The sequence below is a fragment of the Oceanobacillus chungangensis genome, from assembly GCF_003369565.1.
Lineage (GTDB): Bacteria > Bacillota > Bacilli > Bacillales > Amphibacillaceae > Oceanobacillus > Oceanobacillus chungangensis.
Genome location: NZ_PIOD01000016.1, coordinates 62,174 through 76,963, shown reverse-complemented (window position 1 = coordinate 76,963; position 14,790 = coordinate 62,174). Strand labels below are relative to the sequence as shown.

General features: G+C 37.6%; 14 protein-coding genes and 1 riboswitch. Of the genes, 10 read left to right on the top strand and 4 right to left on the bottom strand.

Features of this window, described 5'->3' with window-relative positions:
* The first annotated feature begins 225 nt into the window (after positions 1-225).
* The 3 genes from CWR45_RS13665 to CWR45_RS13655 all read left to right on the top strand — a co-directional run bounded on the left by CWR45_RS13665 (position 226) and on the right by CWR45_RS13655 (position 3,684).
* Complete coding sequence (locus CWR45_RS13665; protein WP_115750420.1) at positions 226-636, top strand: MarR family winged helix-turn-helix transcriptional regulator; 411 nt, start codon at positions 226-228, stop codon at positions 634-636.
* Positions 637-689: 53 nt separating this feature from the next.
* Positions 690-1,886: an MFS transporter gene (locus CWR45_RS13660; protein ID WP_115750419.1), complete on the top strand. Its 1,197-nt coding sequence runs from the start codon at positions 690-692 to the stop codon at positions 1,884-1,886.
* Between the two features lie 247 nt (positions 1,887-2,133).
* Positions 2,134-2,284: riboswitch (cyclic di-AMP (ydaO/yuaA leader) on the top strand.
* A 134-nt stretch (positions 2,285-2,418) separates the two neighbouring features.
* Complete coding sequence (locus tag CWR45_RS13655) at positions 2,419-3,684, top strand: cation:dicarboxylate symporter family transporter (protein ID WP_115750635.1); 1,266 nt, start codon at positions 2,419-2,421, stop codon at positions 3,682-3,684.
* Between the two features lie 105 nt (positions 3,685-3,789).
* Here CWR45_RS13655 and putP read toward each other — a convergent pair whose 3' ends face one another.
* Complete coding sequence (gene putP, locus CWR45_RS13650) at positions 3,790-5,271, bottom strand: sodium/proline symporter PutP (RefSeq protein WP_115750418.1); 1,482 nt, start codon at positions 5,269-5,271, stop codon at positions 3,790-3,792.
* Between the two features lie 404 nt (positions 5,272-5,675).
* Between putP and CWR45_RS13645 the strand changes: the two genes are divergently transcribed.
* Positions 5,676-6,542, top strand: a complete 867-nt coding sequence (locus CWR45_RS13645) for a metallophosphoesterase (protein WP_245975425.1) — start codon at positions 5,676-5,678, stop codon at positions 6,540-6,542.
* Positions 6,543-6,750: 208 nt separating this feature from the next.
* Here CWR45_RS13645 and CWR45_RS13640 read toward each other — a convergent pair whose 3' ends face one another.
* Positions 6,751-7,122 carry a VOC family protein gene (locus CWR45_RS13640; protein ID WP_115750417.1) on the bottom strand — a complete coding sequence of 124 codons (372 nt, stop codon included), beginning with the start codon at positions 7,120-7,122 and terminating at the stop codon, positions 6,751-6,753.
* A gap of 338 nt (positions 7,123-7,460) precedes the next feature.
* On the opposite strand from CWR45_RS13640, the gene CWR45_RS19875 reads away from it, so the two are divergent.
* From CWR45_RS19875 to CWR45_RS13625, 4 genes are all read left to right on the top strand, one after another.
* Positions 7,461-7,607 carry a hypothetical protein gene (locus CWR45_RS19875; protein ID WP_170138864.1) on the top strand — a complete coding sequence of 49 codons (147 nt, stop codon included), beginning with the start codon at positions 7,461-7,463 and terminating at the stop codon, positions 7,605-7,607.
* Between the two features lie 135 nt (positions 7,608-7,742).
* The gene (locus CWR45_RS13635; protein ID WP_115750416.1) at positions 7,743-8,078 is read left to right on the top strand and encodes a zinc ribbon domain-containing protein YjdM; all 336 of its coding nucleotides are present in this window, start codon (positions 7,743-7,745) and stop codon (positions 8,076-8,078) included.
* 129 nt (positions 8,079-8,207) lie between these two features.
* A complete protein-coding gene (gene hprK, locus CWR45_RS13630; protein ID WP_115750415.1) occupies positions 8,208-9,131 on the top strand; it encodes an HPr(Ser) kinase/phosphatase in 924 nt (307 codons plus the stop codon).
* A gap of 132 nt (positions 9,132-9,263) precedes the next feature.
* Entirely contained in the window at positions 9,264-9,971 is a 708-nt protein-coding gene (locus CWR45_RS13625; protein ID WP_115750633.1) for a DNA alkylation repair protein, read from the top strand.
* Between the two features lie 186 nt (positions 9,972-10,157).
* Here CWR45_RS13625 and CWR45_RS13620 read toward each other — a convergent pair whose 3' ends face one another.
* Both CWR45_RS13620 and metA read right to left on the bottom strand, forming a co-directional pair.
* Positions 10,158-11,558: a purine-cytosine permease family protein gene (locus tag CWR45_RS13620; RefSeq protein WP_211315972.1), complete on the bottom strand. Its 1,401-nt coding sequence runs from the start codon at positions 11,556-11,558 to the stop codon at positions 10,158-10,160.
* A gap of 396 nt (positions 11,559-11,954) precedes the next feature.
* The gene (gene metA, locus CWR45_RS13615) at positions 11,955-12,863 is read right to left on the bottom strand and encodes a homoserine O-acetyltransferase MetA (RefSeq protein WP_115750413.1); all 909 of its coding nucleotides are present in this window, start codon (positions 12,861-12,863) and stop codon (positions 11,955-11,957) included.
* Between the two features lie 210 nt (positions 12,864-13,073).
* Here metA and CWR45_RS13610 point away from each other — a divergent pair, with 210 nt between their 5' ends.
* Positions 13,074-13,781 (top strand): response regulator transcription factor, encoded by a 708-nt coding sequence (locus CWR45_RS13610; RefSeq protein ID WP_115750412.1) that lies wholly within the window; start codon positions 13,074-13,076, stop codon positions 13,779-13,781.
* A complete protein-coding gene (locus tag CWR45_RS13605; protein WP_115750411.1) occupies positions 13,778-14,779 on the top strand; it encodes a sensor histidine kinase in 1,002 nt (333 codons plus the stop codon). Before CWR45_RS13610 ends, CWR45_RS13605 begins: the two co-directional genes overlap by 4 nt.
* The last annotated feature ends 11 nt before the right edge of the window (positions 14,780-14,790 follow it).

Below are 14,790 nucleotides of genomic sequence, written 5' to 3'. Positions count from 1 at the left end.
TTTGGCTGAGAAAATGTATTTGTAAAAGAACAATTCCCTTTAATCTAAAAAGGAAATTGTTCTTTTTATTATGTTTTAGCTATCATCACTGTTCCTTCCATTACATTTTTTTGTATGTGCCTTTTTTCGCATACGTCAATACACTTTTATAAGCTGAAGTATAGACATTTCTTAAAGATAAGCGTATAGTTACCTAGGTAACTATATAATTCGGAGGGGTTAGAGTTGGAGCAATCTTTGTTTTTTCAAAAAAACCTGCAGTTCTCAAGGTCATTTACGAAAAGACTAAATGAAAGATTAATAGAGATTGGATTGTATTACTCACAGTGGAGTATTGTTTATTGTTTAAAACAAATAGGACCAGTCACACTTGTGGAGATAAGCAATCATCTTGATGTCGAAAAGCCAACGGTATCACGTACGGTGAAGCGACTGGCGGATCAGCAGCTGATTGAAGAAGTTCCTAGCAAAGACAAGCGAGAGCGGATGATCCAGCTAACGGAAAAAGGGATGGAAGTATATAAGCAAGCGATTCTGATTGTCCGTGATTTCGAAAAGTCATTAATAGAGGACATACCACAATCAGATATAGATACAGCGTTTCGAACGATTCAATTATTAAAAGAAAAACTTTAGTTAGTTGCACATATGTTTAAATAGAATTATTTATTTTAATAGGGAGAGGAAAAATGAAACATAAGCCTAAATTATGGACCAAAGACTTTATCATGGTCTCTACTTCAAATTTTTTACTTTTTATATCATTTTATATATTAATAGTAACATTAGCCGTTTACTCGATTGAGAAATTCCATGCATCACAAAGTCAAGCGGGTCTTGCATCGAGTATTTTTGTACTTGGAGCGGTGCTAGTACGGCCGATTGCTGGGAATGCAATCGAAAAGGTGGGTAAAAAGAAATTACTGCTTTTCGGTTTGATTTTGTTCTTAGTGATGATGTTATTTTATTTTCCGGTAAATAACTTGGCGCTGTTACTCATCATTCGTTTTATTCATGGTTTTGCTTTTGGAATTAGTACAACAGCAACGGGGACGATTGTTGCGGATATCATACCAGATGTAAGACGTGGAGAAGGTATGGGATATTTTGCGACAAGTACGAATCTAGCTATGGCAGTTGGTCCCTTCTTAGGATTATATATTAGCCAAAACTTTGATAATAATATGATCTTTATTACTACTACTGTTTTTTCAGTGGTTGCTTTAATTGCAACGCTTTTTTTACGTGTTCCAAAAACAGAGTTTATACCGAGTACGAGTAATGAGAAAAGTGGTTTCCATCTAGGTGATTACTTTGAAAGAACTACGATTGGGATTGGTATTCTTGTTGCTATACTCGGATTTTCCTATTCCAGTATTCTATCCTTCTTTAGTGCTTATGCAGTAGAAATAAACTTAGTCGATGCAGCGAGCTTCTTCTTTGTTACGTACGCAGTATTTCTTCTGCTCTCTAGACCATTTACTGGCCAATGGTTTGACAGAATGGGGGAAAATGCTGTTATCTATCCGTCGCTCTTGCTGTTTGGAATTGGCATGTTCCTTCTTAGTCAGGCAAGTGTTGGAATTATTTTGCTTATCTCTGGTGCAATTATTGGGATTGGTTTCGGTACGTTTCAATCAAGTGCTCAAACGGTTGCAATTAACGAGGCTCCAAGACATCGAATCGGCTTAGCAACATCAACCTATTTTGTTTTCTTTGATTTTGGAATAGGGATAGGTCCATTTCTGCTAGGATTTATTCTGCCATTAATCGGATTCCGCGGATTATATGTAGGTATGGCAGCGATTGTCTTTGTTTGCATCTTTGTCTACTATATTGTACATGGCAAAAAGGCTGCTGCGAGAAAGAAATCTAGAGGGTTCTAAAATTTAGCTAGTACAAATTAGTATTTCATATGTGTAAGGGTGATCGCTATCTTTACCATCGCAAAATACATGACTATCGGGTTATTCTTAATTCGATAGTCATTTTGTTTATTATTCAACTGATGAGGTAACCTGATGTAGAGTTAAAGAAATTTATTACTGTTTACTTGCCAGATTCCTTCAAGGCAATGGCAATATCTACTATTTACAAAAATAATAATTTCATAGTATAATCAAAGAGCATTTAATGTAAACTTCGCTTAATCTTATTATTAGAACGGGGGACCCAATATTTACGGCGGAATTTCCGCATGGGGTGAATCCTACTTATGGATGGGCTTACTGTTTCCGTAGTCCAAACCCGAAAGCTAACCTCGTCAGCGTTTAAAGGAAACAAAAGAATATGATGATATAATGTGAATTGACACAACCCGTGTCTTTTTTTATTGGTCAATTCTCGTTTTTTATTCAAAACACCTTTGTTTCCCTTGCCTAGGCACACTTATATAACAACAAGAAGGTAGGGTAATTGATGAAAAGATTTAAATTAAGTTTAGCTAATCAAATTTTTATTGGTCTTATTTTAGGTATTATTGTCGGTGGTATTTTCTACGGAAGTGAAACGGCGCAAAGTGTTTTACAACCATTCGGCGATCTGTTTATCCGTTTAATTAAAATGATTGTTGTTCCAATTGTATTATCTACTATTATCGTTGCAATTGCTGGTGTTGGTGATTTGAAATCTGTTGGTAAGTTAGGTGGTAAATCCCTAACTTATTTCATCAGTATGACATTGGTTGCAATCGGCGTTGGCCTAATTGCCGGTAATGTATTCCAGCCTGGTGCTGGACTAAATATGGAAAGCCTAGAGCAAGGTGACATTTCAGGCTATGTAGAAACATCAGAAGAGCAAGAAGGCAAGACGATAGCGGATACCCTATTGCATATTGTACCTACAAATCCAGTACAGGCAATGGTTGAAGGCGATATGCTAGCGATCATTTTCTTTGCTGTTGTATTGGGACTTGGAATCGCAGCAATTGGAGAAAAAGGAAAACCAGTACTGCGGTTCTTCGAAGGAATGGCAAATGCCATGTTCTATGTTACAAACCTATTTATGAAGTATGCACCAATTGGTGTATTTGCCTTAATTGGTGTAACGATTTCTAAGTATGGTTTCACATCACTGATTCCATTAGGCAAACTAGCCCTCACCGTATATGGAACGATGATTTTCTTTGTTATTGTCGTGCTGGGTTTAATGGCCAAAATTGTTGGGGTAAATATTTTTAAAATATTAAAGCTGATTAAAGAAGAGTTAATTTTGGCATTTTCAACAGCAAGTTCGGAAACAGTACTTCCGAGAATTATGGATAAAATGGAGCAAGCAGGGAGTCCGAAGCACATTGCTTCTTTCGTAATTCCAACGGGTTACTCCTTTAACCTGGATGGGTCTGTATTATATCAAGCAATTGCATCATTATTTATTGCACAAATGTTTGGTATAGAACTAAGCATTTGGCAACAAATTACATTAATGTTAGTTTTGATGGTTACATCTAAAGGAATGGCTGGAGTACCAGGTGTATCCTTTGTAGTGTTACTAGCTACATTTAGTACGATTGGATTACCTGCCGAAGGATTAGCGTTTATTGCTGGTATCGACCGTATTCTTGACATGGGACGTACCGCGGTTAACGTGGTCGGGAACTCAATTGCAGCACTTGTAGTTGCTAAATGGGAAGGTCAATTAAACCCTCCAGTTGAAGAAGAGGAAATAACCGGACAAGCTGTATAAAATGTTATATGGGAAACACTCACAACTATTGGTACATTCATATTTGTGAGTGTTTTTTTGTGCTTCAGAATCGAATCTGTTAGATATTCAACGCAGGCTTTTTAACTAACTTTCTCCTTTTAGTATTTCAAGTGCTTCCGTAAATTCTTTTTCAATTTCGTCATTTCGTTTATATGTCGCTAAACTTACCATGTACGTAACAATCCAACACATAATGAAGCCAGGGACAATTTCATAGAGTGTATCCGTTAATATTTTCACGTTACCCCAAATCATAACGGTGATCGCACCTGTTAACATTCCCCAGAGGGCACCTTTAGCTGTTATTTTTCGCCAGTAAAGGGAAAGTAAGATGATTGGACCAAATGCAGCGCCGAATCCTGCCCACGAGAAGGATACGATTTTCAAAATCGACTCATCATTTGGCCAAGCAAGTACAATCGCAATAATGGAGATAATAAGTACCGCCATTCTGCCTAAAAATACATATCGTTTGTCAGATGCATCTGACTTAACGACCGCTTTATATATATCTTCAATAAGGGCGGATGATGTTACAATTAGCTGGGAGGAAATCGTACTCATGACAGCTGCAAGTACAGCTGCAAGCATTATTCCCGCAATAAAGGGGTGGAAAATAATCTGCCCTAATACTATAAAAACGGTTTCCTCGTCTACGAGTTTGGCGTTATTCTGCTGATAATAAGCAATGCCGACAAGTGCTGTTGAGACAGCGCCAAATAGGCTAAGGAACATCCAGCCTATTCCGATGCGACGTGCTTTTTTCACTTCCTTAACCGAGCCAATTGCCATGAAGCGGACAATAATATGCGGTTGACCGAAATAGCCAAGTCCCCATGTCACTGCGGATATAATCCCGAGCAAGGAACCGCCAGAAATGAAGTTTAATAGTTGAGGATTAACTTCCCGAATGCTCACTGCTGTTTCTGAGAGGCCACCAGTAAGAAATACACCGACAATCGGTACGAGCAGAAGTGCGAAAAACATAATAATGCCTTGAATAACATCTGTATAGCTCACGGCTAAAAATCCACCAAATAAAGTATAGAAAATAACGACAGCTGATACAATCAATAGACCAACATGATAGTTTAATCCGAATGAGCTGAGGAAGAACTTACCACCTGCAACCATTCCGGAAGATACGTAGAAAGTAAAGAAGATTAGGATAATAATTCCTGAGACAATACGTAAAAGACGTGACTTGTCCTTCAAACGATTTTCTAGGTAACTCGGAATTGTTATGGAATCATTGGATACTTGCGTATAGACGCGAAGTCGTGGTGCAACGAGTACATAGTTCAAATAGGCACCGACCGTTAAACCGATAGCCATCCAGACTTCAACTAGGCCGCTCAAATAGATTGCACCTGGAAGACCCATAAGCAACCATCCCGACATGTCTGCAGCTCCAGCACTTAAAGCTGTAACCGCTGGACCCAGAGAACGTCCGCCAAGCATATAGTCTGTCAGGCTCGCAGTACGTTTAAATGCATACCAACCGATAAAGACCATTGCAGCCATGTAAATAATAATTGCTAATAATTGATACATTTCATCGGACATTGAAAATCCCCCTTTTGAATATCCTATCATAATACTACGTTTATCTAAATATTAAATTTATTACATTACTGTCTCAAAAAAATGCCACAGAAGCACTGTTATTATGTCTGCCACCACTTACTTCTCATATAAAGCAAAACTCGGTGTGAACCTCTTAAGTTCTCCACCGAGTTTTGTTAATGCTTTTCATAAGGTCATCACGCCGTTCATCTTCCTACATATAATCTTTATTCAATTCCATGATTTATGATGATATGTACGATTGTATCCTGCGATCTTACGTGATATAACGTTACTGAAAAAATACAATCAATCGTCTTACTTGACAGCAATTACAGGGCAAGTCTTTCTTAATGTAATATATAATAAAAGGTAAAGAATACTTTTGAGGGGATGAAGGTTTCGTGTCAATTAAATTAAACCAACAGAAAAAGAAGGCGATCCATTTTGGGAAGAAGAGGTTTATGTACTTATTTGGGATTTTATGTATCATCGGATTGTTAACGAAAGCATACGTGGATACGAATATTTTTAAGATAAATCGAATGCAGTTTCAAAGCAGTAAAATTCCAATCGATACTAAAATAACCATTCTACAGCTTAGTGATTTACATAATAAAGTTTTTGGAGAAGATAATGAAGCGCTGATCGACACTGTGATACAAGCAAATGCTGATATTATTGTGCTGACGGGTGATTTGATCGATAGGGATACAGATGATTTGCATGGTGTTTTCTCTCTTGTCGAGCGAATAACAGCACTCCATCCGCATGTATTTTTTGTCTCTGGTAATCATGAGTGGGGAAATCATTTTGCCGGGGCGTTAGTAGAAGGACTTGAACATAGAAATGTAACGATATTAAACAACAGAAATACTGAAATTACGGTAGGAAATGCAACATTTAATTTAGTGGGAATTGACGATGTTTCGACGAATCACGAGAATCTAAATCTTGCATTTGAAAATGTAAATCAAGAAAGCTATACGATATTGCTTTCCCATTCGCCAAGCATCCTGGATAAATACGAGGATGTCCCGGCGGACTTAATTCTTAGTGGACATACTCACGGTGGCCAAGTAAGACTTCCGTTTATTGGTGCTTTAGTGGCACCGGATCAAGGGTTTTTCCCTGAAAAGGATAAAGGAACATATGCATTTGGTGAAGACAAGTTTCTTTATATTGATAGTGGCATCGGTACAAGTATAGCGCCGATTCGCTTTTTAAATCAAAGTCAGGTTAGTTTGATTGAAATATCTGGGGAGAATTAAGCTGAGGATATGCAAAATCAATCTTTCTTAATAGTGAATACAAGCAATTGTTAAGGAGAAAAACTAATGAGTGCTACTGAGAAAATCTAACAGATAAATCATTATAGTGCCTTACCAAAATTCTAGGTTAGTATGGGTAAGGCACTATATTATTTTTATAAACCGATTTTGATGTATTTTCATAAATGACACATGAAATTCCACCCAATTATACGTGTTGATCTACAAGAATTTGATTACCATCTGGATCTTCAATGATAAAATGTGCTGGTCCTTCACTAGACTCATCTGCTTCCGCGTGCATTGTGATTCCTTTTGTTTTTAGTTGCTTTTGCAGTTCGCGAATATCGGTAAATGATCCGAGATTTTCTGCGTTTTCATTCCATCCGGGATTAAAAGTCAAGATATTCTTATCGAACATTCCTTGGAATAAGCCAATAATGCAATTTTCATTCTTCATTATCAGCCAATTTTGAGTAATGTCACCTCCGAAGATTTCAAATCCTAGGTTCTCGTAAAATGACTTTGAAGTATGAATATCTTTTACAGTTAAGCTAACAGAAAAAGCCCCAAGTTTCATTTTCGTCTTCTCCTTTTTTGATAAATGATAATTCAGATATTAATATTTGTGGATAAAAACATTAGATATGTTTAAGTATAAATGAGTACTTTGATATACACAATCGATAGAAGAAGTATAGTAGGCATTTAAAGTATATTAAAATTACAACATACAGTAGAATAAGAAAGGGAGATTATGGGGATTTTTTGGAGGTTTTGATGCAAGATATGAAAGCTTCCTTCCGAAGCGGATTTGTCTCATTAAGTGCAATAAAAACCAACATATTAATTTAATATTAATCAATATATAATTAACTTAATGATTTAAATGCTATTTTTCTGCTGGGAGTGAAGATGATGATTTCTAAAAAGAATAAGAAAACGATGATATTATTAATTGGTGTTATTATTTTCATTGCTGGATTACTTGATATTAAATATAAAGGATTATTTTATAAATTATTGCCTGATTCGATTCAAGTTTATTTAGCTGATATATTTTAAATTATTTGTAGCACTCTTTAGTAGATGAGATTTTTCTACTAAGAGCACAGACGGAACTAAATGTAAGAAACTATGAAGTGGAACATAGAGTGGGGATGTTTCCCTCTGTTTCCAATAACAATGGAGGTATTCAAAATGTCTAATTTGCCAAATTGCCCTAACTGCAATTCAGAATATACATATGAGGATGGAATTCTTCTCGTTTGTCCAGAGTGTGCACATGAATGGACAGCAGATCCAGAGGTAGTCGAGGATGAAAAGATTGTAAAAGATGCCAATGGAAACGTGTTGCATGATGGTGATACTGTAACAATAATCAAGGACTTGAAAGTAAAAGGGAGTTCAACTCCACTAAAAGTAGGAACGAAGGTAAAAAATATTCGTTTAGTTGATGGAGACCATGATATTGATTGTAAAATCGATGGATTTGGTGCAATGCAATTAAAATCTGAATTTGTTAAAAAGGTTTAAAGAAAAACATTCTATTTTTTCCCTATTGATCTTTCTTTTTCAATAAGTGTATTTTTTCACAAGGTCATCTTTTTTACTGTATAATAAATAAATATATACAGTAAGATTGGGAAGGAAGTGCTACCAGAATTGAAATCGATAGGCGTTAAGGATTTAGTTCGTGAGTTTTCATTAGAAGTATTAGCAGGAGAAGATCAGATTGACCGGAAGATTACGACTTCACGGACACATCGCCCTGGGCTGGAATTTATTGGTTACTTCGACTTTTTCCCAATGGAACGTGTTCAAATACTCGGTCTTAAGGAAATTACATATTTGCATCAATTAAATCATAGTGAGCGGCAAATGCGGATTAAAAATGTTGTTAATTATCATCCTCCATGTTTTATTGTTACAACCGGGCAGGAGGAATTAATATATCTTAAGCAATTTTGTGCAGAAGAGGGAATTCCGCTGCTGCGGACAAAAGAAGAAACAACCGATTTTATCGCAAAAGTAGATGCTTATTTGACAAGAGCATTGGCACCAGAAATAGCGGTACATGGCGTTTGCCTTAATGTATTCGGAATTGGAATCTTACTTCGTGGTGAATCTGGAATAGGCAAGAGTGAGACGGCACATACATTAATCGGCAGAGGGCATCGACTCGTAGCAGATGATATGGTAGTCCTGAAGAAGCTTAGCCATAAAACGGTTCTTGGCACACATAATCAGATGAACAAGGAGTTTCTTGCGCTAAGAAGTATTGGATTACTGAATGTCGTGCGTGTGTATGGAAGAAAGGCATTTCAGGACGAAACGAGAATCGCGCTCGATATCGAATTAACAGAGTGGAAAAAGCATACATTGAACAATGAATTGGAGCTGGAAACGAGCTATACAGAATACATGGGCGTGCCGATTCCTCATATTGAAATTCAGCTTCAGCCAGGCCGGGATGTAGCAGGCCTAATTGAGGCCGCAGCAAATAATTGGTATTTGAAGCAGCAGGGCTATAGTGCTGCGGAAGAATTCATCGGTCGAATTGGGTTGGATGACTCGAATAATAAATGAGAAGTTACATAAATTCATAAGAAAAAATGGGTGCAATTCGCAATGCGTTTAGCACCTTATTTATATAGAAGAACTTGATAAAGAATCTACACTAGTTAGTTACTAAAAAATAATTGAAGGAAGTGCAAAATGATGGATTTCGAAACAGTGATGCAAGAGCTTGAAGCCCTTAGCAAGGAACGAATGAAAAAAATGTACATGTCAAATGGTGCGGTCGAGCCGCTTTTTGGCGTAGCTACAGGTGCCATGAAACCCATTGCGAAGAAAATAAAAATAAATCAACAATTAGCGGAAGAACTATATGCCACAGGTAACTATGATGCAATGTACTTTGCAGGTATTATTGCAGATCCAACAGCCATGACTGAGTCGGATTTCGACCGTTGGATGGATACAGCGTATTTTTATATGCTGTCCGATTATGTAGTTGCAGTAACTTTGTCAGAGTCAAGCATTGCACAAGACGTTGCGGATAAATGGATTGCAAGCGGTGATGAATTGAGAATGTCAGGAGGATGGAGCTGCTACTGCTGGCTTTTGGGCAATCGCCAAGACCATGAATTTTCCGAAAGCAAGATTAACAATATGCTTGAGCAAGTGAAAAATACGATTCATGATGCGCCAGAACGGACAAAATCGGCAATGAATAATTTTCTATACACTGTTGGGGTTTCCTATTTGCCGCTGCATGAAAAGGCGGTCGAGACAGCAAAGGAAGTAGGAACAGTTGAAGTTAAACGAGGCAAGAAAAAAAGCAGTATCCTAAACGCTTATGAAAGTATTCAAAAAGAAGTGGATAAAGGTAAGCTTGGTTTTAAACGTAAATATGTAAGATGTTAATTAATCGCTTCAATCCGGGATTGGCGCTCTTTTTTTAGTTCGTGAAGAAGGACATTAAAACAGTTGTGAATACATCAACAACGCCCAGATTAAATTCTGAGCGTTGTTGAATTATTGTTTAATTGTTAGCAGCAATATAATCTGCTAAAACTGATCGTATAAAATTGGGTAGAGAATATCTTAATATTAAGCGATATAATCTTCTCTTTCGACGTGTCTGTCTTCTGCTTTAATATAATATTTGCCTTTTGTAGCAATCGCAATTACGACAGTAAGGATAGACGCTAAGATTGCTGCTAGGAATGCGGCAGTACTTTGTAAAAATGTACCTAAGTAACCGAGTGCGGCAATGGTACCTAATCCACTTGAGACGATTAGAGAAACGACACCGACTGGATTCCATTTATATAGATTCCGTTGTCTTTCTTCGTAATAGCCGGGCCCAATCTTCAGGATACGTTTAACGAATACAGCATCCGTTACGAGAATCGCTGCCCATGCTAGTAGGAATACCCCCTGGAATGTCATCACCGTATCAAGGTGATTTACGATGCTTCCGAGCATTAATATCATCGCAGCAACGCCTGTAACGACAACCCAAAAACGTCTTCCTGGTTTAAATTTGAAAATGTTTTCAAAGAAATTCGATAGGGATAACGAACCACTATAAATATTCGTTATATTGATTCTTACCTGTGTTAGCATTGTAAATAATGCTCCCCAAATACCAAGAAGCATTACGATATATACACCTGGGTTAGGTTCTCCTAAACGAACTCCAAACCAGATTCCTAAACCTCCCATTACTCCGAAACAGAAGATTTGTGGGATAAATCCAATTGCAAATATACCAATTTTCATGTCTTTTGGTTTAAGGAAACGTGCATAATCTGAAGCTAGTAATGGTGTCAAGCCCATAATCCCGTGCTGCATACCAATACAAAGTAATAATGCGGTTCCGCCAATTTGAACGCCCTCTGGCATGTAAGACCAGAAACTTCCTTCATAAACTGAAGGTGTGCGTGTAGCCATAATGATAGCTGCTATTAAGAAAATGAAGAATAGTGGTAATGACCACTTTTGCAGTTTATCCAATTGTTTGATTCCAAACCAATTTAATGGAATAACAATGGAGCCGAAGAAAATAATTAATGCCCATTGTGGGATTACTGGAAAAAATTCGTGGACGGCAGTGACTAGAATCATGCCTTCTAACGCACAGTACATAATAAAGTTGGTGGCGTAAATAAATGAGGTTAGAGATGCGCCAATATAACCGAATCCACCACCTCTGGATAATAAGTTAACGTTCATGCCTGACTTTGCAGATAAGTAAGCGATAAATGTACCTAATATACCAGCAACAATAATTGCATAAATGGCGGAAATAATTGCATTAATTGCACCAAATTGAAGTGCCATTACACTTCCCATTTGGAAATAAAAAATAGCTGTCGCAATACCAAAAGTGATGTTGGTGATGCTTAACCAGCCCATGTTTCTCTTATCACGAGGTACCTTACCTAATGAATAATCATCACTACCATTATTCTCTACTTCGTGATCTGTATATTCTACAGATCTCATAAATATCATCTCCAGTCCTATGTTAATAATTTCACATTATATATTCGTGTTTTTTGTGCTCTGCTTCACAAAAAACAACAACCTTAACAAGTATAACACTTATTGTAAAATGAAGCAAAAAGCCGAATTGGTTTTTTCTGTTTTGTCAAGTTTTTACTTATGTTTTTTTAATGAAAAATTCTTCTGAATAAATCGCCTATCTTAAGAACGCTGCGATATTTCCTTCTGCGCATCGTTAAATATATTGTATTGGAATCATAGCAGAACGTGGAAGGTTTTTATTTCTACTAATCTATGAGGGTAAAGTTGATAAGCTTCTAAAAAATTGCTCTGTAAAAACAGAGCGTAGATTACCTTGTCATTGAAACAAGGCGCTCTACGCCAGTGTCGGAGCATCTATTTCCATTCATATGGTGTTTCTTGATATACATAATAATTAAGCCAATTGGAAAATAAAAGATGGGCATGTGAACGCCAACGATTTAGCGGCTTTTCATCAGGATTATCGTTTGGAAAATAATTTCTTGGAATGTCTGTTTCTAGTCCTTTATTTAAATCGCGGTAATATTCATCAGCAAGGGTTTTATTATCGTATTCCAAGTGACCTGTGACCATTACATGCTTCTCGTCTTTTGAGAGCATAAGGAATGGATCGCCATCCTCTGTGATAGCTAGTGGAATTAACGCTTCATTCGCATTAACTTCCTCTACAGCTACACTTGTATAACGAGAGTGTGGTGCTAAGAATTCATCATCAAAGCCGCGAATAAGTCTTATAGTCGTATCGGTAATCGTATGATTAATTACTCCTGTACATTTGCGAGGCAGCTCAAATTTACCAATACCATAATGATGGTAGAGAGCAGCCTGTGCACCCCAGCAAATATGAAAAACAGATGTAACATTTGTTTTTGACCAGTCCATAATTTTCTTCAGTTCTTCCCAATAATCCACTTCCTCAAATGGCAGCAGTTCAACAGGTGCCCCTGTAATGATCATACCATCAAATTTAGTGTCACGTATATTATCAAACGTGTTATAAAACTGATTCAAATGGGATTGGCTCACATTTTTAGAATCGTGCGTTGCAGTGTGGATTAATGTCACGTTGACTTGTAATGGTGAATTACCTAATAGCCGCATTAATTGGGTTTCAGTTCGTTCCTTTTCCGGCATAAGGTTAACAATAACTATTTGTAATGGACGTATGTCTTGAGTGTTCGCTCTGGTCTCATCCATGATAAAAACATTCTCTTTTTCTAAAATATCATGTGCAGGTAATTGCTTCGGAATTTTAATTGGCATTTCTCTTAATCTCCTTTCCGTCATTTCAATCATTATAAGGTAATTTTCTGATAAGTTCTATCGATAAGTAAGGATAATTTGGAAAATACCGATATAATTGAAAAATCACTGATATATCAAGGAATGAGGCTGATATTCGACAAAAATACGGGGAGTGACAGGTACCGCAACAATATGCCATAATTGTGTTGAATAAGGGGAGTGAGCGGTATGAAGAAAATAATGATCGTAGAAGATGATCGAAAAATTGCGGAGCACTTGCGCAATTACATCGAAAAATATCGATTCGAGGTAATCAAGGTAACAGATTTTGATTATGTAATGGAGACTTTCCGTCAGCATACACCTGATCTTGTATTGCTTGATATTAATCTCCCAAGCTATGATGGCTATTATTGGTGTCGGCAAATTCGCAAGGAATCGATTTGTCCGGTTATTTTTATTTCTGCAAGAATTGGGGAGATGGATCAGGTGATGGCAATTGAAAATGGTGGCGATGACTATATAACCAAGCCGTTTCACCCGGAAATAGTGATGGCGAAGATTCGGAGTCAGCTGCGCCGCGCATATGGGGAATATGCAGCAAAGACGGAGGAGCGTGTGCTTGAAAGGGAGGGTCTCCATTTTTTTCCTGAAAGATTAGAACTGAGCTATGCTGGAAACGGGACCTCTTTATCCAAAAAGGAAGCTGATATTATAGAAAGCTTGCTAGAGCGTTATCCGCGAGTGGCTGGGCGTGAGGATTTACTGGCAAAGCTATGGGATGACCAAACATATGTTGATGAAAATACACTTAATGTGAATATTACACGGGTACGGAAGAAATTCCAGTCGATTGGAATTGAGGATGCGGTGGAGACGGTCCGCGGTGCTGGCTATCGTCTGCAAGTTTCATGGACGAAGGAGGATGAGCAATGAAGCTCTTTTTCGAAGAACATGCGCCATTGATTGTCCTCCAAGTAATCCAATTCATCCTGATTGCTTCGATTTATTGGCTTGATGGTTATCATGAAACAAGTGCAGCGATTTATGCTATCTTCCTTGTACTCTTTTTTCTTGGCTGTTATCTTCTATACAATTATTATAGTCGCCGTAAGTTCTATAAGCGGCTTAGTGAACCTCTTAAGAAATTAGATGATTCCTACCAGGACACGGATTTTTCACCTCTATCGAAGGCGGTTGATCGGTTACTGAAGGAGCAATATCGGTTATATATGCAGGAAATAAAGCAACTAGAATCTGAGCAGGGGGATCATCGTAAGTTTATGGATCAGTGGGTACATCAAATGAAGACGCCTTTATCTGTCATAGAGTTGTCCGCACAAAACCTTGATGAACCCGACTCCTCTAATATCCGTGAAGAGACAGACAGGATGAAAATAGGCTTAAACACCATCCTGTATATGGCTCGTCTTCGAACGATTGAACAGGATTTCCATATCAAGCAGGTTCCTATAGTCGATGTTGTAAATGAAGTTAATGGGGAAAACAAAAGATTTTATATTCGTAATCAAGTATACCCGAAGCTGCAGGTGGGAACTGAAGGGGTTATGGTGGAAACCGATGAGAAATGGCTGTTTTTCATGCTCTCACAGCTTATTAATAATGCCGTGAATTATTCGGCAGGTAAAAGTAATCGTATCATTATTTCCATTTATGAACGAGCTAATGAAGCGGTGTTAGAAGTTACAGACTTTGGTTCTGGTATTCCAGATACTGATAGAAAGCGAATTTTCGATGCCTTTTATACTGGTGAAAACGGAAGGAAGTACCGGGAATCAACAGGAATGGGCTTATATTTGCTAAAGGAAGCGGCTGATCATCTTGGGCATCGGATTGAGCTGGAATCGGAGGTTGGCGAGGGGACAAGCATCCGAATAATATTCTCTGAAACACAGAACCTTACAACACTGTAAGGTATTTGAAA